Annotated in this window: 23 protein-coding genes; 10 read left to right on the top strand and 13 right to left on the bottom strand. The window is 60.3% G+C overall.

What is annotated here, in order from left to right; genetic code table 11:
* Positions 1-50 precede the first annotated feature (50 nt).
* Complete coding sequence (locus ACQZ5K_RS10840) at positions 51-932, top strand: ABC transporter permease (RefSeq protein ID WP_174057468.1); 882 nt, start codon at positions 51-53, stop codon at positions 930-932.
* Positions 929-1,723, top strand: a complete 795-nt coding sequence (locus ACQZ5K_RS10835; RefSeq protein ID WP_003523190.1) for an ABC transporter ATP-binding protein — start codon at positions 929-931, stop codon at positions 1,721-1,723. Before ACQZ5K_RS10840 ends, ACQZ5K_RS10835 begins: the two co-directional genes overlap by 4 nt.
* A gap of 39 nt (positions 1,724-1,762) precedes the next feature.
* Here ACQZ5K_RS10835 and ACQZ5K_RS10830 read toward each other — a convergent pair whose 3' ends face one another.
* Together ACQZ5K_RS10830 and ACQZ5K_RS10825 are read right to left on the bottom strand one after the other, a co-directional pair.
* Entirely contained in the window at positions 1,763-2,410 is a 648-nt protein-coding gene (locus ACQZ5K_RS10830) for a LysE family translocator (protein WP_003523192.1), read from the bottom strand.
* 128 nt (positions 2,411-2,538) lie between these two features.
* Positions 2,539-3,393 (bottom strand): SDR family NAD(P)-dependent oxidoreductase, encoded by an 855-nt coding sequence (locus tag ACQZ5K_RS10825; protein WP_448740346.1) that lies wholly within the window; start codon positions 3,391-3,393, stop codon positions 2,539-2,541.
* Between the two features lie 314 nt (positions 3,394-3,707).
* Between ACQZ5K_RS10825 and ACQZ5K_RS10820 the strand changes: the two genes are divergently transcribed.
* Complete coding sequence (locus ACQZ5K_RS10820) at positions 3,708-4,931, top strand: argininosuccinate synthase (protein WP_003523477.1); 1,224 nt, start codon at positions 3,708-3,710, stop codon at positions 4,929-4,931.
* 54 nt (positions 4,932-4,985) lie between these two features.
* Here the strand turns inward: ACQZ5K_RS10820 and ACQZ5K_RS10815 are convergent, their stop codons facing one another.
* The 3 genes from ACQZ5K_RS10815 to ACQZ5K_RS10805 are packed head-to-tail and all read right to left on the bottom strand — an operon-like array spanning position 4,986 to position 6,831.
* On the bottom strand, positions 4,986-6,182 hold the full coding sequence (locus ACQZ5K_RS10815; RefSeq protein ID WP_269831291.1) for a multidrug effflux MFS transporter: 1,197 nt from the start codon (positions 6,180-6,182) through the stop codon (positions 4,986-4,988).
* Positions 6,183-6,187: 5 nt separating this feature from the next.
* Positions 6,188-6,646, bottom strand: a complete 459-nt coding sequence (locus tag ACQZ5K_RS10810; RefSeq protein WP_448737965.1) for a MarR family winged helix-turn-helix transcriptional regulator — start codon at positions 6,644-6,646, stop codon at positions 6,188-6,190.
* Complete coding sequence (locus ACQZ5K_RS10805; protein WP_174036562.1) at positions 6,604-6,831, bottom strand: hypothetical protein; 228 nt, start codon at positions 6,829-6,831, stop codon at positions 6,604-6,606. Before ACQZ5K_RS10805 ends, ACQZ5K_RS10810 begins: the two co-directional genes overlap by 43 nt.
* A gap of 191 nt (positions 6,832-7,022) precedes the next feature.
* On the opposite strand from ACQZ5K_RS10805, the gene ACQZ5K_RS10800 reads away from it, so the two are divergent.
* The 4 genes from ACQZ5K_RS10800 to ppa all read left to right on the top strand — a co-directional run bounded on the left by ACQZ5K_RS10800 (position 7,023) and on the right by ppa (position 12,492).
* Positions 7,023-9,083, top strand: coding sequence for a M3 family metallopeptidase (locus tag ACQZ5K_RS10800; RefSeq protein ID WP_448740345.1), 2,061 nt, complete (start codon positions 7,023-7,025; stop codon positions 9,081-9,083).
* A 163-nt stretch (positions 9,084-9,246) separates the two neighbouring features.
* Positions 9,247-11,067 carry a translational GTPase TypA gene (typA, locus tag ACQZ5K_RS10795; RefSeq protein ID WP_065656937.1) on the top strand — a complete coding sequence of 607 codons (1,821 nt, stop codon included), beginning with the start codon at positions 9,247-9,249 and terminating at the stop codon, positions 11,065-11,067.
* A gap of 215 nt (positions 11,068-11,282) precedes the next feature.
* On the top strand, positions 11,283-11,789 hold the full coding sequence (locus ACQZ5K_RS10790) for a GNAT family N-acetyltransferase (RefSeq protein ID WP_080815633.1): 507 nt from the start codon (positions 11,283-11,285) through the stop codon (positions 11,787-11,789).
* A gap of 169 nt (positions 11,790-11,958) precedes the next feature.
* The gene (gene ppa / locus ACQZ5K_RS10785; protein ID WP_003523485.1) at positions 11,959-12,492 is read left to right on the top strand and encodes an inorganic diphosphatase; all 534 of its coding nucleotides are present in this window, start codon (positions 11,959-11,961) and stop codon (positions 12,490-12,492) included.
* Positions 12,493-12,597: 105 nt separating this feature from the next.
* Here ppa and ACQZ5K_RS10780 read toward each other — a convergent pair whose 3' ends face one another.
* Together ACQZ5K_RS10780 and ACQZ5K_RS10775 are read right to left on the bottom strand one after the other, a co-directional pair.
* Entirely contained in the window at positions 12,598-12,909 is a 312-nt protein-coding gene (locus ACQZ5K_RS10780; RefSeq protein WP_003523486.1) for a DUF167 domain-containing protein, read from the bottom strand.
* Complete coding sequence (locus ACQZ5K_RS10775) at positions 12,906-13,196, bottom strand: YggT family protein (protein WP_003523487.1); 291 nt, start codon at positions 13,194-13,196, stop codon at positions 12,906-12,908. The genes ACQZ5K_RS10780 and ACQZ5K_RS10775 overlap by 4 nt, the downstream gene beginning before the upstream one ends.
* Positions 13,197-13,442: 246 nt before the next feature.
* Here ACQZ5K_RS10775 and ACQZ5K_RS10770 point away from each other — a divergent pair, with 246 nt between their 5' ends.
* Positions 13,443-14,675 carry an MFS transporter gene (locus tag ACQZ5K_RS10770; RefSeq protein WP_448740344.1) on the top strand — a complete coding sequence of 411 codons (1,233 nt, stop codon included), beginning with the start codon at positions 13,443-13,445 and terminating at the stop codon, positions 14,673-14,675.
* A gap of 124 nt (positions 14,676-14,799) precedes the next feature.
* On the opposite strand, the gene ACQZ5K_RS10765 is transcribed toward ACQZ5K_RS10770, so the two are convergent.
* The 6 genes from ACQZ5K_RS10765 to hemC all read right to left on the bottom strand — a co-directional run bounded on the left by ACQZ5K_RS10765 (position 14,800) and on the right by hemC (position 20,859).
* A complete protein-coding gene (locus ACQZ5K_RS10765) occupies positions 14,800-15,531 on the bottom strand; it encodes a glutamine amidotransferase (protein WP_003523491.1) in 732 nt (243 codons plus the stop codon).
* A complete protein-coding gene (locus ACQZ5K_RS10760) occupies positions 15,521-16,009 on the bottom strand; it encodes a tellurite resistance TerB family protein (protein ID WP_448740343.1) in 489 nt (162 codons plus the stop codon). Before ACQZ5K_RS10760 ends, ACQZ5K_RS10765 begins: the two co-directional genes overlap by 11 nt.
* A 14-nt stretch (positions 16,010-16,023) precedes the next feature.
* On the bottom strand, positions 16,024-17,640 hold the full coding sequence (locus ACQZ5K_RS10755) for a heme biosynthesis HemY N-terminal domain-containing protein (RefSeq protein WP_448740342.1): 1,617 nt from the start codon (positions 17,638-17,640) through the stop codon (positions 16,024-16,026).
* Between the two features lie 4 nt (positions 17,641-17,644).
* On the bottom strand, positions 17,645-19,111 hold the full coding sequence (locus ACQZ5K_RS10750; protein WP_448740341.1) for a mitofilin family membrane protein: 1,467 nt from the start codon (positions 19,109-19,111) through the stop codon (positions 17,645-17,647).
* Between the two features lie 73 nt (positions 19,112-19,184).
* Positions 19,185-19,925 (bottom strand): uroporphyrinogen-III synthase, encoded by a 741-nt coding sequence (locus ACQZ5K_RS10745; protein WP_448740340.1) that lies wholly within the window; start codon positions 19,923-19,925, stop codon positions 19,185-19,187.
* Positions 19,926-19,929: 4 nt separating this feature from the next.
* Positions 19,930-20,859 (bottom strand): hydroxymethylbilane synthase, encoded by a 930-nt coding sequence (gene hemC / locus ACQZ5K_RS10740; RefSeq protein ID WP_448740339.1) that lies wholly within the window; start codon positions 20,857-20,859, stop codon positions 19,930-19,932.
* Positions 20,860-20,932: 73 nt separating this feature from the next.
* On the opposite strand from hemC, the gene tsaD reads away from it, so the two are divergent.
* Entirely contained in the window at positions 20,933-22,030 is a 1,098-nt protein-coding gene (gene tsaD / locus ACQZ5K_RS10735; protein ID WP_448740338.1) for a tRNA (adenosine(37)-N6)-threonylcarbamoyltransferase complex transferase subunit TsaD, read from the top strand.
* Positions 22,030-23,013: an NAD(P)H-dependent glycerol-3-phosphate dehydrogenase gene (locus ACQZ5K_RS10730; protein WP_304981854.1), complete on the top strand. Its 984-nt coding sequence runs from the start codon at positions 22,030-22,032 to the stop codon at positions 23,011-23,013. The genes tsaD and ACQZ5K_RS10730 overlap by 1 nt, the downstream gene beginning before the upstream one ends.
* Positions 23,014-23,016 lie beyond the last annotated feature (3 nt).

Raw genomic sequence — 23,016 nt, 5'->3', positions numbered from 1 at the left:
CGAGACGGTGCCCGTCTCCGCCTGATGGCGGCAATAACAAGGACATTACCGTGAGCCAAATCGCCTTCTGGGGTGCCGTGGAGCTGGGACTGGTTTTCGCTTTCGTGGCGATCGGCGTTTATCTCGCTTTCCGGGTGCTTGATTTTCCTGACCTGACCGTGGACGGTTCGTTTCCGCTCGGCGCCGCCGTGGCTGCCGTGCTGATCATCGCCGGTCTGAATGCCTGGGTCGCGACGGCGATTGCGATGGTGGCCGGTGCCGCCGCCGGCATCGTGACCGCGACGCTCAACGTTCGTTTCAAGATTCTCAACCTGCTTGCCTCGATCCTGACGATGATCGCGCTGTTTTCCGTCAATCTGCGCGTGATGGGAAAGCCGAATGTGGCGCTGCTCAATCAGGATACGATGATCTCGCCGTTTTACGGCCTCGGCCTGTCGGAATATCTGGTGCGGCCGCTTTTCGTCGGCGCGCTGGTGGTGATCGCGGTCATCCTCGTCTGGCGTTTCCTTGAAAGCGATGCGGGCCTTGCCATGCGCGCGACAGGCGCCAATGCCCGGATGGCGCGGGCGCAGGGCGTGAAGACCGGCAACCAGATCTACCTCGGCATGGCGCTTTCGAATGCGCTGGTCGCTCTCGGCGGCGCGCTGTTTGCGCAGACCAACGGCTTTGCAGATGTGACCTCCGGGGTCGGCACCATCGTCGTCGGCCTTGCCGCCGTCATCATCGGCGAAACGCTGTTCGGCGCGCGCGGCATTCTGATCGCGCTGATCGGCTGCGTTTTCGGCTCCATCGCCTATCGTCTCGCCATCCAGCTTGCCCTGTCGAGCGATGTGCTGGGCCTCAAGGCGTCCGATCTCAATTTCGTAACGGCGGTATTGGTGGCCATCGCATTGATCCTGCCCCGACTGCGCCGCGGGGGAGCAACATCGTGATTTCCCTTTCCGATATCCAGGTCGTCTTCGGGCGCGGCACGCCGCTGCAGAAGCAGGCGCTCTCCAAGATCGACCTCACCATCGAGGATGGCTCCTTCGTCACCGTCATCGGCTCCAATGGTGCCGGCAAATCGACGCTGCTCGGCGTTCTGGCGGGCGATGTCCTGCCGACGGCGGGCAAGGTGATGATCGGCGGTGCCGACGTTACCCGCAAGCCGACCGCCAGCCGGGCGGGACGGGTGGCGCGCGTGTTTCAGGACCCGCTGGCGGGCAGCTGCGGCGCGCTCACCATCGAGGAAAATCTGGCGCTGGCGGCGTCGCGCGGCGAGCGTCGCGGCCTTCTGCCGGCGCTTGGGCGCGGCCGTCGGGATTTTTTCAAGGAGCGTATCGCTTCGCTCAATCTCGGTCTGGAAAATCGTCTGAAGGACCGCATGGACCTTCTGTCCGGCGGTCAGAGGCAGGCGGTCTCGCTCGTCATGGCGACGCTGTCCGGCTCGGACGTGCTGCTGCTCGATGAACATACGGCTGCTCTCGATCCCGGCATGGCCGAATTCGTGATGGAACTGACCCGCAAGGTCGTGTCGGAGCGCAAGCTGACGACGCTGATGGTCACCCATTCCATGCGTCAGGCGCTGGATTATGGCACCCGCACGATCATGCTGCATGCCGGTGAGATCGTGCTTGACGTCTCCGGCGATAGCCGCAAGGATCTCGAGGTCGAGGACCTGATCGACATGTTCCGCAAGATACGCGGCCAGAAGCTCGACGATGATGAGTTGCTGATCGGTTGATTGTAAAAAGGCGCCGTAAGGCGCCTTTTTTGTTTGCCGTCAGCGCGCCTGCGTGAAGAAAATCTTGACGGCAAAAAGCGAAAAGACGCCGGCGATCGTGTAATCCAGTCCGCGCAGAATTTTCCGGTTGCGTTGCAGCCAGGCTGAAAGAACATCTGCGGCGATCACGATGCCGATGCCGATCGGCAGCGCGACGATGATCGACCAGATGCCGAGGAAGATCAGCTTGCCGGTTACATGCGGGTCGGATGCGCTGACGAATTGCGGCAGGAAGGTCATGAAAAAGATGATGATCTTCGGGTTCAGCAGGTTCACCCAGATGCCGTTCAACAGCGCCGATTTCAGGGAGGACTGCGCTTTTTCGCCGGTGCTTTTCACCATCACGAAATCCGAGCCCTTGCGGATCGCCTGAATGGCGAGCCAGACGAGATAGGCGGCTCCGCCGGTCTTCAGGATCATGAAAGCGGTCGGCGAAGCGACGATGAGGGCGGCGACGCCGAAGGCGACGAGCATCGTGTGCACGGTAATGCCGATATTGGTTCCCAGAAGCGTCATGAAACCCGCCGTCCGGCCCTCGCGCAGCGAGCGGCTGATCCACAGCGTCATGTCAGGCCCCGGCGTCACCGCCAGAAGCAGAATGGCGATGGTGAAGGCGATCAATGTTGGCAGGCCTGGAACGAAATCCATCGCGGCACCCGTAAAATCTGGAGGTTGCCGTGCTTAACGCGATTTCGCGCTTCTGCCAATGTTTTTGAGCGCCAATGCATCGGCGCGAAAAGCCGCCGCAACGGTCACATCGCGGCGGCCCGGAACATTCAGTTTTTCAGGAAGCTGGTGAAGGCGGCGGAATATTCCGTGTGCCAGCGCGACAGTGGCGGGCGGTTCTGAACGATGTCATAGGCCGCCCAGAGAATGCGCTTTTCATCCGTCGGACGGTCCACCTCGCCATCCGGGCAGAGAATGTAGAAATCACCCCGGCCGATACTTTCGACCATGAAGTCAACGGTCTGTTCGCCGGTCCATGCGCCTTCCGGCTTTTCCGTTCTGCCATGGGCGGTGAGACCGGTGAAAACGTAACCGGGGATCAGCAGATGGGCGGAAACCGAGCCGTTCGGAATATTGCGCAATTCGTGCTGAAGCGCTTCCGTGAAGGTTTTGACGCCGGACTTCGAGACGTTGTAGGCCGGATCGCCGGGAGGTGTGGTGATGCCCTGTTTCGATCCGGTATTGATGATGAGCGCCGGCTCGCCATGGGCGATCATGCCCTGGCCGAAAACACGGCTGCCGTTCACGACGCCCATCAGATTGACGTTGATGATTTTGTCCCAATTGGCCTGCGGGCCGAAAATGGCGCTGCCGGGCTGGATGCCGGCATTGTTCATCAGAACGTGGACGCGTCCGAAACGCTGGATCACGGCGCGCTCCAGCGCCTCCAGTTCATCGAGTTTGGATATGTCGGTCGGGATGGCGACGATCTGCGCTTCGCCGTCCTTGGCGACGGCCAGAATATCCGCATGGGCTGCGGCAAGCCTGTCGCCGTCGAGATCGACGAGCACGACACTCATGCCGAAACCGGCGAATTTGCGGGCGGCGGCAAGCCCGATGCCGGATGCCGCACCGGTGATGACAGCGACATTATCTTCCTTGAATGCGGGGTGGATGGTCGTCATAGGTTTCTCCTTCGCGTCGTTTCGGCTGTTTCCAGCGGTTTGCAACGTTGCCTGAACCTGAGTGGCTTCATTCACGGTCTTCAAGTCGATCGCGCCGCTTATGATAAAGCGCGAATTTTCATAATGCATGTGACAATTGCTTCGTTCCCATCGATGCGCCCGGTCATCGCCCGCTGTCGTACCCGCCCATCAATTGTTTTGTCGCTTATCTCACGGAAAAGCGCTTCACACATTTCGGGTTGCACTGTAAAAGTGCCGAAATCCCAAGGAAATGACGGTGTCCCAATGCCGTCATCATGCAGATGGACATCACTATGGCACTTCCGAAAGACGTTAAGAAAGTCGTTCTCGCCTATTCCGGCGGTCTCGACACCTCGATCATCCTGAAATGGCTTCAGACGGAACTCGGCGCGGAGGTCGTGACCTTCACCGCCGATCTCGGCCAGGGCGAAGAACTTGAGCCGGCGCGCAAGAAGGCCGAGATGCTGGGCATCAAGGAAATCTTCATCGAGGACGTCCGCGAAGAGTTCGTGCGTGATTTCGTTTTCCCGATGTTCCGCGCCAACGCCGTTTATGAAGGCGTCTATCTGCTCGGCACCTCCATTGCCCGTCCGCTGATTTCCAAGCACCTGATCGAAATCGCCAAGAAGACCGGCGCCGACGCCATTGCCCATGGCGCCACCGGCAAGGGCAACGACCAGGTCCGTTTCGAGCTTTCGGCCTATGCGCTGAACCCGGATATCAAGATTATCGCTCCCTGGCGCGACTGGACGTTCAAGAGCCGTACCGACCTCTTGAACTTCGCCGAACAGCACCAGATTCCGGTTGCCAAGGACAAGAAGGGCGAGGCGCCTTTCTCGGTCGACGCCAACCTGCTGCACTCCTCTTCCGAGGGCAAGGTTCTGGAAGACCCGGCGCAGGAAGCACCGGAATATGTGCATATGCGCACCATTTCCCCGGAAGCCGCGCCCGACAAGGCAACCGTCATCAAGGTCGGTTTCCGCAAGGGCGATGCCTGCTCCATCAACGGCGTCGAAATGTCGCCGGCGACGCTTCTTGCGACACTGAACAACTATGGCCGCGAAAACGGCATCGGCCGTCTCGATCTGGTTGAGAACCGCTTCGTCGGCATGAAGTCGCGCGGCGTTTACGAGACGCCCGGCGGCACCATCCTGCTTGCCGCGCATCGCGCCATCGAATCCATCACGCTTGACCGGGGTGCAGCCCACCTCAAGGACGAGCTGATGCCGCGTTACGCCGAGCTTATCTATTACGGCTTCTGGTTCTCGCCAGAGCGCGAAATGCTGCAGGCGCTGATCGACAAGAGCCAGGAACATGTGGAAGGCGAAGTGACGCTGAAGCTCTACAAGGGCAATGTCATGGTAACCGGCCGCGAGAGCGCCAAGTCGCTCTATTCCGACGCGCTGGTGACCTTCGAGGACGACCACGGCGCTTATGACCAGAAGGATGCGGCAGGCTTCATCAAGCTCAACGCGCTGCGTCTTCGCACGCTCGCAAAGCGCAATATCAGCAAGTAATTCTGCTGGAATGGAAATAATGAAACCCGCTGGCGGCAACGCCGGCGGGTTTTTTCATGTCTCTCGTCTGGAGACGATGCGGAAGCCGATGTAGCTGGCGATTGCGGTGAATTCCATCACGGGGATGATGATGCCGAAGCCGGTCAAAGGCGAACCGATAAGCGAGGCTGCGGCACCGCCTGCAAACCCCGACCCCATCTGAATGAAGCCCATCATCGCCGATGCCGAGCCGGCAATATGTGGGAATGGGGCGAGGGCCGCCGTCACCATGGATGGCGTCAATAAGGCGATGCCGACCGTTGCGACCGCCACGGGTCCCATGATCGAAAGAAAGGATGGCGGTATCAGGAACACCGACAGCAGGATAAGGAGACCGCCTGTTCCCGAAAAACAGAGGCCGAGGACGACCGAACGGCGGTCACCCAGCCGCGGTGCGATATAACGCAGGGCGATGGAGCCGAAGAAATAAGCGCCCGTCTGCATCAGCATGCCGATGCCGAAGGCGGTGGGTGTCATACCGACCTTGTTGATGAGGATGAAGGTCAGCATGGTCGCCTGCGCATAAAGCGCGCCGATGGAACCGCCGAGCACCAGTGCGGCCAGAAGAAAACGCGGCTCGGTGAGCAATGTCCCGTAGGCCGACAGGAGGCGGCGCGGGCGGATCAGGTTCCTGTCCGGGATCGTCGTCTCGCGCAGGAAGACCACGACGGAGAAGATGGCGATGGCCCCGAGGCCGGCCATGAGGAAAAATACCGATTGCCAGCCAAAAGCCGCAAGCGAAAGCCCGCCGATGGTCGGGCCCATGGCGGGGCCAACGGCCAGCATGATGCCAATAAGGTTCATGATGCTGGAGGCTTCTGCGCCCGTGAATTGATCGCGCACGATGGCGCGCGCCACCGTCATGCCGACGGAGGCGCCAATGCCCTGCACAAGCCGGGCGAAGAGCAGCACCTCAATCGTTGGGGCGAAGATCGCCAGTAGTCCACCGCCCAGAAAGATGGAGAGGAAGACGAGACTCGCCTTTCGCCGACCGAAGGCATCGGATGCTGGGCCGGCGAGCAGCTGGGCGATGGCGAAACCGGCGAAGTAAAGCGAGAGACTGAGTTTGACGGCGGATTCCGTGGTGGAGAAAACCCGCGTCAGTTCCGGCATGGCCGGTGTGTAGATGGCCATGGAAATCGGCGCCAGCGCCGTCAGCAACGCACCGAGTATGGCCGTGCGCTTTCTGGACATGATCGTTTCTGGCGACATTGCGATCAGCAGCTCTGGCCCGGCTGTTCCGGCTGGAGATTGTTGCGAAGCGTCTGCAGGAAGCTGCGGAAAAGCGCGACCTCCTCTTCGTTCAGGCCCTGTGTGGCGTGCCGCACGAGTTCATCGATTTCCTGGCGCACGGCTTCCAGCATCTCGGCGGAGTTTTTTGTCAGCACGATGCGCTTGGAGCGCCTGTCCTGCGGGTCCTGCTGGCGTTCGATGAGATCGAGAGATTGCAGCTTGTCGAGATAGGCGCAGATCGTCATCGGTTCGATGCCGAGCCGGGCGGCGATATCCGACTGTTTGCTGCCATCAACGACGGCAACCGTCAGCAATGCGCGCGCTTCGCCGGGCGTCAGGCCCAGTCCGGCTTCAGAAATTCGGCGCTCAAACGCACTGTTCAGCAGGCGTGCGCCGCTGTTCAGTAAAAATGCCAATGAGTCTTTTTCGCGTTTAGTGCCCATGCTTCGCCTTTTCGTAAGTCAGCCTTACTAAAATCCCGGCGATAATCAATGGCGCATAAATCATATTGTTGAAAATCGAGTAAAGTATGTGTCAGTTCGATTGCGTTACGGTCGGCAACATAATCGACGATTGTTACGCCAAAGCAAAGAAGATCGGACATCCCGCGTTTTATTTCATCTGCCATGCCGGTCCGTATCGTCGGTCAGGTCCTTTTTATCGGCCACCTGCCATCGGTATCCGGCGTCTGTGCCGGCAGCCGGGGCGAAAGCAAAAAACAGGTCGTGGCCAATCTTCCTTGCATCAAAGTCCGGCATTGAATTGCCGGTGGAGGCGTGCCCATATGGGCTTAAACCGGAATTGTACAAGGAAGATGAAATGCCATCCAAGACTGCGCTTTATCCCGCACTCGTTGACTGGAACGGCCACAATGGTCTGCCGAAATTCGATGCGGTCAGGGATGAGGATTTCGCTCCGGCCTTCGATGCCGCCCTTCTGTCCCACGAACAGGAAATCGATGCGATTGCCGGCAATGCTGAGACCCCGAGCTTCGAAAACACCGTGACCGCGCTCGAAATCGCCGGAGACGATCTTTCGCGCATTTCGGCGCTGTTCTGGAACAGGGCGGGCGCCAATACCAATGGTGTGATCCAGGCGCTGGAGCGGGAGATCGCACCGAAACTGTCGCGGCACTATTCGAAGATCGGCATGAACGAAGCGCTGTTCAAGCGCATCGATGCATTGTGGGAAAAGCGCGGAACGCTTGGGCTGACGGGTGAGGAGAGCCGCGTTCTCGAGCGGCACTGGAAGGGTTTCGTGCGTTCCGGCGCCAAGCTGCCGAAGGACCGGCAGGAACGGCTGGCGGCGATCAATGAGGAACTTGCCGGTCTCGGTGCGAGATTCGGGCAGAATGTGCTGGCGGATGAAAAGAACTGGAAGCTTCTGCTTTCCACGGAAGAGGAACTTGCCGGCGTTCCCGGTTTTCTTCGCGACGCGATGGCGGGTGCGGCCCGTGAGCATGGCGAGGACGGCAAATTTGCCGTCACCCTTTCCCGTTCAATCATCGAGCCTTTCCTGACCTTTTCCGAACGCCGCGATCTGCGCGAGCAGGCCTTCAGGGCCTGGGTGGCGCGCGGCGAGAATGGCGGCGAGACAGACAATCGCGAGATCGTCCACCGCACGCTCGAACTGCGCGAGGAAAAGTCAAAGCTTCTCGGTTACGCGAATTTCGCCGCCTACAAGCTTGATGACACGATGGCGAAGACGCCGGATGCCGTGAACGGCCTTTTAGGGCAGGTCTGGGAAAAGGCCGTGCGCCGTGCGGGGGAGGAGGAGGCCGAACTGGCCGCCATCATCGCCGAGGAGGGCAGGAATCACGAAGTGCTGCCCTGGGACTGGCGGCATTATGCCGAAAAGCTGCGGGCACGGAAATTCAGCTTCTCCGAGGCGGAGCTGAAGCCCTATCTGCAGCTCGAAAAGATCATCGAGGCCTGCTTCGATGTGGCCGGGCGGCTGTTCGGGATTCGGGCGGTCGAAGTCAAAGGCGTCGCCGTCTATCACCCGGATGTGCGGGTTTTCGAAATCCGCGATGAAAAGGTCGGTCTGAAAGCCATGTTCCTCGGCGATTATTTCGCCCGTCCCTCCAAGCGCTCCGGCGCGTGGATGAGCTCTTTCCAGTCGCAGCACAAGCTGCCCTTGAAGAACGGCACGGTCGGAGAAATTCCGATCATCTACAATGTCTGCAATTTCGCCAAACCGGCTGAAGGCAAACCGGCGCTGCTTTCGCTCGACGATGCGCGCACGCTGTTTCACGAATTCGGCCACGCGCTGCATGGCATGTTGTCAAATGTCACTTACCCCTCCGTTTCCGGAACGGGCGTCTCGCGCGATTTCGTCGAATTGCCGTCGCAGCTTTACGAACATTGGCTGACGGTGCCGGAAATTCTGGAAAAATACGCCCTGCATTATGACACAGGCGCGCCGATGCCGAAGGCGCTGCTGGACAAGGTTCTGGCCGCGCAGACCTTCAATGCCGGTTTCAGCACGGTGGAATTCACCTCGTCGGCGATTGTCGACATGGCGTTCCACACGCGGGAAAACGTAAGCGATCCGATGGTCGTGCAGGGTGAGGTGCTCTCCACCCTGAACATGCCGAAGTCTATCGTCATGCGGCATGCGACCCCGCATTTCCAGCATGTTTTCTCCGGCGACGGATATTCGGCCGGCTATTATTCCTACATGTGGTCGGAAGTGCTGGATGCCGATGCCTTTTCGGCCTTCGAGGAAACCGGCAACCCCTTCGATGGCGAGATGGCGCGCAAGTTGAAAGACAATATCTATTCCGTCGGCGGTTCCATCGATCCGGAAGAGGCATATCTCGCTTTTCGTGGCAAGATGCCAAGCCCGGACGCCATGCTTTTGAAGCGTGGTCTGGTATAAGGCTCCGGTATAAAAGACTGTCATATTTCTGAGCTAGAACCTGAGTGCAGGGGGCTTATGACAAGGCCCCCCCTTTCGCATTTGCAAAAAAAAGGTTATGAGCGCGCCAAACTAAATTGGCGTTTCTCATCAATATAGCGCCCAACCTCAGAGATTTTGAACAATGGCACTTCGCAACATCGCGATCATCGCGCACGTTGACCATGGAAAAACGACGCTCGTGGACGAGCTTCTGAAGCAGTCCGGCTCGTTCCGCGACAACCAGCGTGTCGCCGAGCGCGTGATGGATAGCAACGATCTCGAAAAGGAACGTGGCATCACCATTCTCGCCAAGGCGACCTCGGTGGAGTGGAAGGGGGTCCGCATCAACATCGTCGACACCCCCGGCCACGCCGACTTCGGCGGTGAAGTCGAGCGTATCCTGTCGATGGTGGACGGTGCGATCGTTCTGGTCGATAGCTCGGAAGGCCCGATGCCGCAGACCAAGTTCGTGGTCAGCAAGGCGCTGAAGGTCGGTCTTCGCCCGATCGTCGCGATCAACAAGATCGACCGTCCGGATGGCCGCCACGAAGAAGTCATCAACGAAGTCTTCGACCTTTTCGCAAACCTCGACGCCACCGACGAGCAGCTCGACTTCCCGATCCTCTACGGTTCCGGCCGTGATGGCTGGATGAACGTCAACCCGGAAGGTCCGAAGGATCAGGGTCTTGCGCCGTTGCTCGATCTGGTTCTCGAACATGTTCCGGAGCCCAAGGTTGAAGAAGGTCCGTTCCGCATGATCGGCACCATCCTTGAAGCCAACAACTTCCTCGGCCGCATCATCACCGGCCGCATCGCGTCCGGTTCGATCAAGCCGAACCAGGCTGTGAAGGTGCTTGGCCAGGACGGCAAGACAATTGAAACAGGCCGCATTTCCAAGATCCTCGCCTTCCGCGGTATCGAGCGCACGGCAATTGAGGAGGCCCATGCGGGTGACATCGTCGCCATCGCCGGTCTTTCCAAAGGCACCGTCGCCGACACCTTCTGTGATCCGTCGGTTACCGAGGCGATGCAGGCACAGCCGATTGACCCGCCGACCGTTACCATGTCGTTCATCGTCAACGACAGCCCGCTGGCTGGCACCGAAGGCGACAAGGTCACGAGCCGCGTTATCCGTGACCGTCTGTTCAAGGAAGCCGAAGGCAACGTTGCGCTGAAGATCGAAGAAGCAGAAGGCAAGGATTCGTTCTTCGTTTCCGGTCGTGGCGAATTGCAGCTGGCGGTTCTGATCGAAACCATGCGTCGCGAAGGCTTCGAGCTTGCCGTTTCGCGTCCGCGCGTCGTCATGCACAAGGATGAGAACGGCACCCTGCTGGAGCCGATCGAAGAAGTCGTGATCGACGTTGATGAAGAACATTCCGGCGTCGTCGTCCAGAAGATGTCCGAGCGCAAGGCTGAAATGGCCGAGCTTCGTCCTTCCGGCGGCAATCGCGTTCGTCTGAAGTTCTATGCGCCGACCCGTGGCCTGATCGGCTACCAGTCGGAACTGCTGACCGACACGCGCGGCACGGCGATCATGAACCGTCTGTTCCACGATTATCAGCCCTTCAAGGGCCAGATTGCCGGCCGCGTGAACGGCGTTCTCTTGTCGAACGGTTCGGGCGAAGCTGTCGCTTATGCCATGTTCAACCTGGAAGATCGCGGCCCGATGATCATCGAGCCGGGTGAGAAGGTTTATGCCGGCATGATCATCGGTATTCACTCTCGCGATAACGATCTCGAAGTGAACGTGCTGAAGGGCAAGCAGCTGACCAACATCCGCGCTGCCGGCAAGGATGAAGCCGTGAAGCTGACGCCGCCGATCCGCATGACGCTCGATCGCGCGCTTTCCTGGATTCAGGACGACGAGCTGATGGAAGTGACGCCGAAGTCCATCCGTCTGCGCAAGATGTTCCTGGACGCCAACGATCGCAAGCGTTTTGAAAAGGCCAAGCTCGCTGTCTGATTGCGGCTTGTCGTTGCGAATTTGAAAGAACCCGGCCTCGAGCTGGGTTTTTTTATGCATTCTTTTTTATGTGTGCATGAGTCGAAAGGCGCTTTGCCAAAGGTTAAGGATGCGTTAATTTTTCCTGGTCGTCCACATGAATAGGCTGTGGGTAAGCTTGCCGGCGTTAACCTTTATGACTGGTAAGTTTCCGTGGCCGGGGCCAGAATCGCGTTATGAAAACGTTATCCATCGATGTTCGCCGTGCTGAACCGCATGATGCGCGCGCCATCTCCGAGGCGCACCGTCTGTCGTGGCAACAGGCCTATGCGGGGCTTATCCCGCATCGGCCGTTGACGCAGATGCTCGAGCGTCGTGGGGAAATCTGGTGGAAGAAGGCGACCAAAGGATCCGCCACCATGCTGGTGGTGGAAGTGGCCGGCGTGGTTGCAGGATATGCGACGCTGGGCCTCAGCCGCGCGCGCGGGCTGCCGCAGGACGGCGAGATTTACGAACTGTATCTCCGGCCGGAATATCAGGGCATCGGGCTTGGCTCGCTGCTGTTTACGGAAGCGCGCAGACTGCTGACCTCGCTTGGCTGCAATGGCATCGTTGTCTGGTGCCTTGAAGACAGCGATGTGGCCAATCGCTTTTTCCGCTCGCACGGTGGTCGCGATATTGCCGAAGGCATGGAAGATTTCGACGGCAAGTCGCTTCGCAAGGTCGGTTTCGTCTGGAACTGACAAACAATGCCGGGTGATTTGGCCCGTGGGTTCATTCTCGCGGCCGGCCATGCGCAATTGCGATAGCCTCAAATCCCGCATTCTGCCTTATCCGCCCAAAGCCATGTTGCAATGCGGCGACTTTCCCAGTATCGAAAACCAAATCCAACCCGTCGAATGAGGGAAGCGAATGCGTATCGATGCAATTTCCGTAGGCAAGAATCCGCCGGATGATGTGAATGTCATCGTTGAAGTGCCGGTCGGTGGACACCCGATCAAGTACGAGATGGACAAGGATGCCGGTGCGCTGATCGTCGATCGCTTCCTCTACACGCCGATGACCTATCCGGGTAACTATGGTTTCGTGCCGCACACCCTGTCCGACGATGGCGATCCGATCGACGTTCTCATCTGCAACACCCGCCCGCTGGTTCCGGGCTGCGTCATCAATGTCCGCCCCATCGGCGTGATGATCATGGAAGATGACGGCGGCAAGGACGAGAAGATCCTTGCCGTGCCGGTTCCGAAGCTGACGCGCCGTTACGACAAGGTCCACAACTACACCGACCTGCCGGAAATCACGCTGAAGCAGATCGAGCACTTCTTCGAGCACTACAAGGATCTGGAGCCCGGCAAGTGGGTGAAGATGGGCGGCTGGCAGGATGTCGACGTCGCCAAGAAGCTGATCGTCGAAGCCATCGAGCGCTACAAGGCGCAGGGCTGATCTAAAGCATGTCTCCCAAAAGTGTGCAGCGGTTTTGGGACCAAGACATGCTTAAAAACAAAGATCTAAAGCGCGTCGCATGAATCAGATTAAACGCGATGCGCTTTAGTTTTCGAGCTTTTTGAATAGCTCTTCGAAATCCTCCGGGTCGGTGTCGATCCGGAGGATTTTTTTACGCGCCGTTTCGCCTGAAACGAAGCTGATGGAGGATTTCGGCAGGCCGAGTTTTTTCGCCAGCAAAACAATCAGGGCCTTGTTGGCCTTGCCGCCTTCCGGCACGGCGCTGACGCGGGCCTTCAGATGCGCGTTTCCCTCCGCATCCTTTTCCACGCCGTCGATGGCGTCCCGTCCGCCATTCGGTGTGAGGCGGACGGTCAGGCGGACATGGTCACTGTGCTTCTGCCAGCAGCCGCTCAAGCGACCATCGGGTAAAGCGTGTTCCACATGAAGGAGCGGATGAAGAAGATGATCAAGAGCACGATGATCGGCGAAATGTCGATGCCGCCGAGATTGGGCAGAATGCGGCGGATGGGGCGCAGAACCGGTTCCGTGACATTGAACAGAAAGCTGCCGATGGCGTTCACGAACTGGTTGCGGGAATTGATGACGTTGAAGGCGTAAAGCCAGGAAAAAATAGCGCTGGCGATCAGCACCCACGTATAGAGGTTCAAGGCCAGATCGATGGTCTGAAACAGGGCAAGCATCAATATCTCCGTATCTTGGTTGCAAGACATTTAGACATTGAACCGTGAACCGGCAAGTGTCGCGCCGGATCGTAATGATCTTTGGTCTGATCGACCGGCGATCATCACAATCTGGTTCATGGCTTTGTAGAGGGATTTCAGACGAAAACCGCTCACACTTTTCGTCATCCCGCTGGTGAGGGCTGGCGATTCCTGTGATATCGCTCTATTGCAAAGCTCTCATATTGTCTCGCGAGCACCCAGCCGATGTCCCTCCCTTCCGCCGAAAACCGTTTCGGTGCTTTCCGGCATAGTTCCTATCGCCGCTTTTTCAGCGCCCGGTTTTTTTCCGCTTTCGCCATCCAGATCGTCAGCGTCTCGGTCGGCTGGCAGATGTATGAGGTGACCGGCAACGCCTTTTATCTCGGCCTGATCGGTCTTTTCCAGTTTCTGCCGTCGCTGCTTCTGATCCTCGTCACCGGAACGGTCGCCGACCGGCACAATCGTCGGCGCATCATGGCCATATGCCTGCTGATTGCGGCGCTGTGCGCTGCCGCTCTTCTGGGTCTTACGCTGACGCACAGCTTTTCCCCCTGGCCGGTCTTCGCCATTCTTGTCGTCTTCGGCATAGAGCGCGCCTTCATGGGACCGGCGGTCCAGTCGCTGGCGCCCAATCTCGTGCCGGTGGAGGATTTGCCGAACGCCATCGCCTGGAATTCCTCTTCGTGGCAGATGGCGTCCATTCTCGGTCCCGTCGCCGGCGGCCTGCTTTATGGCCTCGGTGCTTCCGTCGCCTATAGTGTGGCGCTCGTGCTCTTCATCGTATCGGCGGCACTTGCGGTGACGATCCGCAAGCCGGAACAACGCGGCCCGGCAAAAGCCATCAGTCTCGAAACCATGCTGGCCGGGTTCAAATTCATCGCGCAGGAAAAAATCGTTCTCGGTGCGATATCGCTCGATCTTTTCGCGGTGCTGCTGGGCGGCGCGGTGGCGCTGATGCCGATTTTTGCCAAGGAAGTGCTAACGCTCGGGCCATGGGGTCTCGGGCTTTTGCGCGCAGCACCCGGCATCGGGGCCATCACCGTTGCGGTCATTCTGGCCTTCAGGCCCATTCGTCACCACGCCGGCCTGCTGATGTTTACCGGCGTCGGCCTCTTCGGCATCTCCACTGTGGTCTTCGGGCTTTCGCAAACCGCTTGGCTGTCCATCGCCGCGCTGGTTGTCATGGGCGCATCCGACATGGTGTCGGTTTATGTGCGCGAGACCTTGATTGCGCTGTGGACGCCGGATGAGGTGCGCGGGCGTGTGAATGCCGTGAACATGGTGTTCGTCGGCGCATCGAACGAGCTGGGCGAATTCCGCGCCGGCACCATGGCCCACGTCGTCGGGGCCGTGCCGGCCGTTGTCATCGGCGGGGCCGGCACGCTTGCTGTGGCGGTTATCTGGGCGCTCGGTTTCTCCACGCTGCGCAAGATAGACAATCTGGACGCGCCGCACTGATGGCGAGGGGCATTAGACCATGATGATTTTAGGTCGAATCGACCTAAAATCATCATGGTCTAAATCAAAAAGTTGAGACGCGGGATTTCAGGCGAAAACCGCTCACACTTTTCGCCATCCCGCTCTAGCGCTGCGCCTTGCCCTCAAAAACCAGATCGAGGAAATTGCCGAGCCATGCCCTGAGCGGCGTGTCGAACAGCATGCGGCCTTCCAGATGCTGGCTGCCAACCTGCGCATTGGGCATGCCGAAGCGCTGCGCGCCGCGCACCACCCAGCTATGCATCATGGCGCGGGTCAGTTCGGCGTGAAACTGCAGGCCCCAGGCGTTTTTTCCATAGCGATAAGCCTGATTGGGATAGGTTTCGCCGGAGGCCAGAAGTTCAGCTCCGCGCGGCAGCTCGAACCCTTCCTTGTGGAAATGATAGACCATCTTCGGCCAATGCGGCATCAGAAGCCGCCCGTGTTCGGTGGCATGAAGCGGATACCAGCCGATCTCCACCTTGCCCTCCCTGTCGGCCTCCACCTTGCCGCCGAGATGTTTGGACAGCATCTGCGCGCCGAGACAGATGCCGAGAAAGGGCTTGTTTTCCTTCAACGGCACCTTCAGCCAGTCGATTTCGGCTTTGACGTAGTCATGAGAATCGTTGGCGCTCATCGGGCCGCCGAAGATGATGGCTCCTGCGTGTTTCTCCAGCGTTTGCGGCAGGTCATCGCCGAGCGCAGGGCGCCTTATATCCAGACGATAGCCTTTTTCCACCAGCATCTGGCCGACACGGCCGGGCGTGGAACGTTCCTGATGCAGGACGATGAGCAGCGATGGTTGTTTTCTCTGTTGCCTGGAAGGGTCAAACAGCATCGTCTTCGTTTTCGCTTTCTTCAGTGGGCCCGGACCTCGTGGCGGCCTGCTGACGTTGCAGAACCCTGTCGCGCACGGATACACCAAGCAGGTCGGCGACTCGCCAGATCACATGGTCTTCCATTTCGCTTCGTTCGCCGTCAGCGTAAACAATATCCCATAATATGCCAATAAGCTCCACGCGCTGATCTTCATCGAGATGGCGGCGTATATCGGTGGTGAAGCGGTAATAATCGACGGCTTCCTTGCCGGCCTCCTGGCCGGCGGTGAGAAGCGCGTCCAGCTTGCCGGCATCGAGATGGTAATAATCCTGCAGGATTTCGCGCAGGCGGTCACGCTCGCTTTTCGAGACGGTGCCATCCGCTTCCATAACCTGGAAACAGAGGGCGGCCACCGCCACCCTCAGATCGTCCGGACTGAAATCATCCCCATGCGGGCCGACGAGGTTCTGAATAAACGACTGTATTTGCTGGAACATCAATATCCTGTTCGTCAGAAGAGTTTGAGCCGGGTCTTGGGTTCGGCTTCCGCACCGGGTTTCTTGACGCCCGGATCATCCGGCGCGCCGCCGAAAAACGGCACGGCTTCCGCTTTTTCATCCGTGGCATCGGGTTCCACTGGCGCTTCGATTGTGACCGGCTTTTTCTCCTGCGGGACCGATACGGCTGGCTTGACCTCGATCGGTGCGGCCGGGGCGGGTTTCGGTTCGATGCGTGTCTCCGGCGCGGCTTCGACAATGATCGTCTTCGCGGCCGGTTCGGCCCGTGCGGGCGCTGCGGCAATCGCGTTTTCGATTGTCAGGTCTTCGACTGGAGCTTCGAGCTGGCCGAAAGGCGCTTTCCATTCGAAAGCATCGAGACGGCCGGTGACCGGCGAGACCGGCAGCCATTTTTCCGAAACGACGCCGTCTGCCACCCAGGCGGGGTCGCGCGGCGCGCGCAGCGCCTGCGCCATCCAGTAGCGCACACGGCCCTGGTCGCCGGTTTCGGCCTCCTCGATATCGGCCATCAGCAAGAAGATGCTCTCGCGCGGCTCGATCCGGGCGGCGGCCTCGGCCTTGGCCCGCGCTTTGGCGAATTCCTTGGCGTCGAGCGCTGCCTGCGCCACCGCGAACAGGGATTCGATGTTGTTGGGCTTCAGGCTTTCCAGCCGCTCGGCCCGTTTCAGCCGGTCGATGGCGGTATCGCCGCTGCGTGCGCGGACATAAAGTTCGGCGATCTGCGGGTGCGGATCGTTCTTCCAGACGGGTTCCAGAACCGTGGCTGCCTTGCGCAGATTGTCTTCCCGGAGATAGGATTTCGCCGCGATCAGCGCTGCCGGAACGAGGCTCCTGGCAAGCTTGAGAGCGTGCTTGGCATCCTCGCGCGCGCCGACCGGATCGCTTTCCAGCTTTTCGCCGGCCTTGGCGGTAAGAAGCACGGCTTTCAGACGTTCCCCCTCACCGCGTTCGATGACGCCGGCTGCCTTCTGCTGGTCGAGCAGGCGGATGGCATCGTCCCACTGTCCGTTGCGGCAGCGGTTTTCCAGCGTCGCCTGCGCGGCCCAGGGCAGATAGGGAGCCTTTTCCGCTGCATCCTCGGCATATTGCTGGGCTGCTTCATAGGCGCCCTGACGGCGGGCCTCGATATAAAGACCGCGAAGGCCAAGTTCGCGAGTCTCGGGATCGCGGGCCATGGCTTCGAATTTGCGCCGCGCCTCGTCATACTTGCCTTCGATGAGATCGGCCTGCGCATCGAGCAGATGGATCAGCGGCTCCTGATCAGCGCTGAGCAACCCTTGAGTACGGGCCGTCATCTTGCGGGCGAGGATGGCATTGCCGGCCCCGGCGGCGATGAGACCCGTGGAGAGCGCCTGATAACCCCGGTCGCGCTTGCGGGCGCGGAAATAACGACGGGCGGCATTGGGTGAGGTCCAGATGGCATTGACGATCCACCAGACCAGCATGACGGCGGCGACCAGCGCCGCGATGATGGAGGCGGCGACCATCAGGCTCATTTCGATCAGCTGGCCCTGCCAGACGATGGAAAGCACACCCGGCCTGTCGGCCAGCCAGGAGAAACCGAAGCCGAGAGCCAGAACGATAACGGCGAAAGTCAGAATTCTGGTCATGCCCTTACCCCTGCCTGCCGGTGCTGGTGATGGCGCGGTTCAACGTGCCGCCGACCAGATTTTCGACCTCGATGCGCGCATCCAGCGATTTTTTGTAATCGGCGGATGCCGTCTTGGCGGCATCGGGAAGCCCGTTCCACTCAAGCGCTGCGCCCTGCAGATCGCCGTTGCGCAGCTTGTTTTCCATGCGCGCGATCTTGGCCTCAGAGGTCTCGCCCTCGATATTTCCGACCGGGCGTACCTTCACCAGCGAAAAGGCGCTTTCTGTCAGGCGTTCCATGATGCCCTGATTGGGGTCAGGCTGGTTGATGGCGGAAAGCATTGCATTGGCGACGTCTGGGAATTTCTGCATCAGCTCTGAGCGCGACGGCACACCGGTTGCGGCGAAGGATTGCAGCGATGCTATGGCCGGATCGTCGGGCGTTACCTTGGACAGCGTGTCGAGTTCCGTCAGGAACGGCCCACCGCGATCGATCGCGGCCTTCAGGGCGGCGGAAGCGATGGCGCGGGCGACTTCGATATCGTCGCGCGGCTCGTTGATCTTGGCTTCCGCATCCGCAAGACGGCGTGTCAGTTCCGCCGTCGCCGATGCCTGCGCGGATCGCTCCGACTGGAGGGTGGATTCCAGCGCGGCGATTTTTTCCGACAGCCCATCCACCTGCGGTGCCTCGCCCTTTGCGCCTTCGAGGGTTGCGATGCGCTGTTCCAGCGCGGAGGTGTCGCCGACCGGCGCATTGGCAAGCTGTTGCCGCAAGCTGCCGAGATCGGTTTTCAGTGCGGCGATTTCTTCGCTTCCCGCCCTGCCTGCATTGAAGGAGGGCAGGATGCCGGCATATTGCATGCTGCCGGCGGCGGCGAGCGCCACAAGGCCGCCGACGATACCTGCCGCGATCAGGCCGGAGGTCGCCGCCTGTTTGCGCTCCGCCTGCTGTGATGTGGAGGGCTTTGCCGGTCCTGAAGAGGAGGTCGCCGTCGATGGTTTTGCGGCGGTGGCGCTGCTGGATGCGCCGGAGGACGCTGTGGAGCCGAAGGCCGGCTTCGCAGCAGCTGCTGCAGCCGCAGCCGCGCTCGTGTCAGTGGTGCCCGTCGACGGTTTTGTATCGGCTTTGGGCGGAACAGGGGCCGGCGAGACGGGCTCTTTCTGCGTGTCTGCGGGCTGGTCGTCTGCGGGGCTCTCAGCCTTCGGTGCCGTGGCTACGGATTCCGCTTTGCCGACATTGGGTTCGGGCTCGATAGGGGTTTTCTTGGGCTGGTCCCAGATGGGGGCGGGGTTTCCCGTTGCGGCTGCTTCGGGCTTTGTCTCCGAAACACCCGGCTCTGCGGTGGCCTCAGGTGTTTTGTCACCGGGCTTTTCGTCCGTCTTGGCAGCGTCCACGTCGGCGGAAATTGCTTTCACGTCTTTGGCGTCCAGGTCGATGGTGACCGGTTCGGCTTTGGACTTGGAGTGGCGTGGCGGCTTTCCCGATACCATGACAACCTCATTTCTGCCTGCAGTAATCTAAACCTAGTCAGTGACGGCGGCAAAGGAAAGAGGCGAGCTCGAATTAGGTTCCAGAGTTATGGCGTAGAAGTTCAAACATCGCCGCCTCGCTCGGTTCTTCGGCGGCCTTGGCGTTTGCGTGGAAGATTTCCGGAACGAGAGAAAACACGTTGCGGCTTATGCAGATGAATTGTGTCGTTGCCAGCGCCGCCACGTATTTTTCCGTCGATACATGATGGAAAAAGGCCCGCGCCGCTTCCGATGAATAGAGCAGGACCACATCGGCAGCGCTTTCGACAAGCGCCGTCTCTAGCATCGTCTCCGAAATGTCGGAGGGCAGCATCCCGTAACAATCCACCGTTCTGAAGGGAATGCCGGCGGTGGCAAGGCCTTCCTCGAAGACGGCGCCACGGGGCCTGCCGGCGAGATAGAGCAGGGGTTCTTCTTCGGAAAACAGAGTCTGGTGCTCAGTCACCAGCGCGGTCAGACTCACGGCGTCGCCGGAGGCGGTGAAAATCTGTTCGAAGCCGGTTTTTTCCGCCGCTTCCGCCGTTGCTGCGCCGACGGCGAAAAGCGGTTTTGACAGATAGGGAGCCAGCCCGTCCCGTGATGTTTCCAGTGCTCGCAGCGCCTCGGCGCTGGTCACCGCGATGGCCGCCAGCGGGGCGGATAGCGCCGAGACGGCGCGTTCGCCATGATGGGCGGGATAAAACAGCGGAAGAAGCACCGGCGCATGGCCAAGCGCTTCAAGCTTAGCGGCCGTCCTTTCGCCCGAACGCTGCGGCCGGGTGACGACGATCCGCATCGTCTCAGTTCCAGCCTTCGAAGAAATTGCTGCCCGCCTTGGCGCGCACGTCTTCGCCGGCCTGCCGGCCGAGCTTTGCCGCATCGCGGCGGTTGCCGGACGCTTCGATGCCGTGGCTCGTCTGGCCATCGGGGGTGAGGATCAGGCCGGAAAAATGCAATTCCTCGCCATCGCGGGTGGCGTAGCCGGCAATCGGCGTGCGACAGGAACCATCGAGTGCTGCCAGAAAGGCGCGCTCGCAGGTGACGGCATCATGAGTGGGCCTGTCGTTTATGGGAGCAAGCAGTTCGTCCATGCGCGTATCGCCGATGCGGCTTTCCACGCCGATTGCGCCCTGGGCCGGAGCAGGAGGGAATTCCTTCGGGTCGAGAATTTCCGTCGGCACATTGTCCTTACCAAGTCTCTTCAGGCCGGCAAAGGCGAGAAGCGTCGCATCCGCCTGACCTTCTTCCAGCTTGCGCAGGCGCGTATCGACCTGACCGCGGAAGATGATGGCGCTCAGATCCGGCCGCAGGCGGCGGATCAGCGCCTGGCGGCGCAGGGATGCGGAGCCGACCACGGCGCCCTGCGGCAGTTCCAGCAGCTTCGGTGCGGTGCGACCGATGAAGGCGTCGCGTATGTCTTCGCGCGGCAGGAAAGCGGACAGATAGAGCCCTTCGGGCAGAACGGTCGGCATGTCCTTGGAGGAATGCACCGCCATATCGAGTTCGCCGGACAGAAGCTGGCTTTCCAGCTCCTCGGTAAACAGGCCCTTGCCGCCGATCTCCGATAAAGCGCGATCGATTATCCGGTCGCCCTTGGTGGACAGCACGACGATTTCGAACATTTCTTCCGGCAGGCCATGCGCCGCCATCAGACGGTTGCGCGTCTCGTAAGCCTGCGCGAGCGCCAGCGGGCTGCCGCGCGTGCCGATTCGGAAAGGTTTTGTTTGCATCCGCGTCTATCCATTGTTACCGGAGTTGTCTTAGACCAACTCAGCGCATGATCGCAATGAACGAACAGATTTGATGACCCCCTTTCTTCGTATCCTCGGCATAGAGACAAGCTGTGACGAAACCGCCGCATCCATTGTGGTTCGGCATGCGGACGGCCATGGCGAGATCGTCTCCGACGTCGTTTTGTCGCAGCTTGAGGAACACAGCGCCTATGGCGGCGTGGTGCCGGAAATTGCCGCTCGCGCCCATGTCGAGGCGCTGGATACGCTGGTCGAAGAAGCGCTGGAGCAGGCGGGTGTCACCCTTGCCGATGTCGACGCCATCGCGGCGACATCCGGGCCTGGTCTCATCGGCGGTCTTCTTGTGGGCCTGATGACAGGCAAGGCAATTGCGAAGGCGGCGGGCAAACCTCTTTACGCCATCAACCATCTCGAAGGTCATGCGCTGACAGCGCGCCTTACCGACGGTCTGTCTTTTCCCTATCTGATGCTGCTCGTCTCCGGCGGCCATACCCAGCTCGCGCTGGTGCGTGGCGTGGGCGATTATGAGCGTTGGGGCACCACCATCGATGACGCGCTGGGGGAGGCCTTCGACAAGACCGCGAAACTTCTGGGCCTGCCCTATCCCGGTGGGCCAGCGGTCGAGAAGGCGGCGGCGAAGGGTGATCCGAACCGCTTTCCGCTTCCGCGTCCAATGGTCGGCGAAGCACGGCTCGATTTTTCCTTTTCCGGGCTGAAGACGGCGGTGCGGCAGGCGGCTACCGCCATCGCGCCGCTTTCCGAGCAGGATATTGCCGATATCTGCGCCTCGTTCCAGAAAGCGGTGTCGCGCACGCTCAAGGATCGGATCGGCCGCGGCCTTGCCCGTTTCAGCCAGGAATTTCCGCATACAGAAACCGAGTCTGCTCTGGTCGTCGCCGGTGGCGTCGCCGCCAATCAGGAAATCCGCCAGACGCTGCAATCGCTTTGCGATACCCATGGCTTCCGCTTCGTCGCGCCACCGCACCGGCTCTGCACCGATAATGCCGCGATGATCGCCTGGGCGGGGCTGGAGCGCATGGCGGACGGCCGGGACCCAGATCCGCTCGAAATCCCGCCGCGCTCGCGCTGGCCGCTGGATGGCAGTGCGGAGACATTGATCGGTTTCGGTAAAAGGGGAGCCAAGGCCTGATGCAGCGGGAGAAAATCGTCGTCATCGGCGCCGGCGCTTTCGGAACAGCGCTCGCCGTCGTCATCGCGCTGGAAAACCGGCATGACGTGACCCTGCTCGGCCGCGACCCATCCCTGATGGCCGACCTCAGGAGCGACCGCGTGCACGAGGCGGCCCTGCCGGGCGTCGATCTGCCGGATGCGCTTGAATTTTCCGCCGAGCCCGATGTGCTGGCCGGCGCCGGCATCGTCCTCTTCGCCATGCCCTCGCAGGCTCATGCCGATGCGGCCCGTCATTACGGCCCTTATCTGGCTAATGACTCTATCATTGTCACCTGCGCCAAGGGTATCGACCGCAGCTCCGGCCGGCTGCTGACGGAACTTCTGGAAGCGGAACTGCCGCATCACCCGATTGCGGTTCTGTCCGGTCCGGGCTTTGCGGCCGACATAGCGCGTGGTTTGCCGACGGCCATGGCGATTGCGGCGGAAGATGCGGCGATAGCCGAGCGGCTTGCGACCACGATTTCCGGCAAGACCTTCCGGCTTTATGCCTCGACTGACCGCATCGGCGTGCAGCTGGGCGGGGCGCTGAAGAATGTTCTCGCCATTGCCGCCGGCATCGTCGAAGGCGCGGGTCTCGGCGATTCCGCCCGGGCGGCGTTGATTTCGCGCGGTCTTGCCGAAATGTCACGCCTCATCGTTGCGATGGGTGGGAAGGCGGACACGGTGCGCGGCCTCTCGGGCCTTGGCGATCTGGTGCTGACCGCCACCAGCCACCAGTCGCGAAACCTGCGTTTCGGTATCGCGCTTGGCCGGGGTGAGGGCAAGGATACGTCCGGCGGGCTGGTGGAGGGCGCTTTCGCGGCAGCCGTCGCCGCCCGGCTCGGGGAAAGTCACGCTGTTGACATGCCGGTTACCGAAGCGGTGGCCGCTATCATCGACGGCAATCTGGATGTGGCGAGCGCCATGCAACAATTGATGACACGGCCCATCACCACTGAATGAGGG

The sequence above is a fragment of the Agrobacterium sp. 22-226-1 genome (genome assembly GCF_053522345.1).
This window is presented reverse-complemented; position numbering and strand designations above follow the sequence as displayed.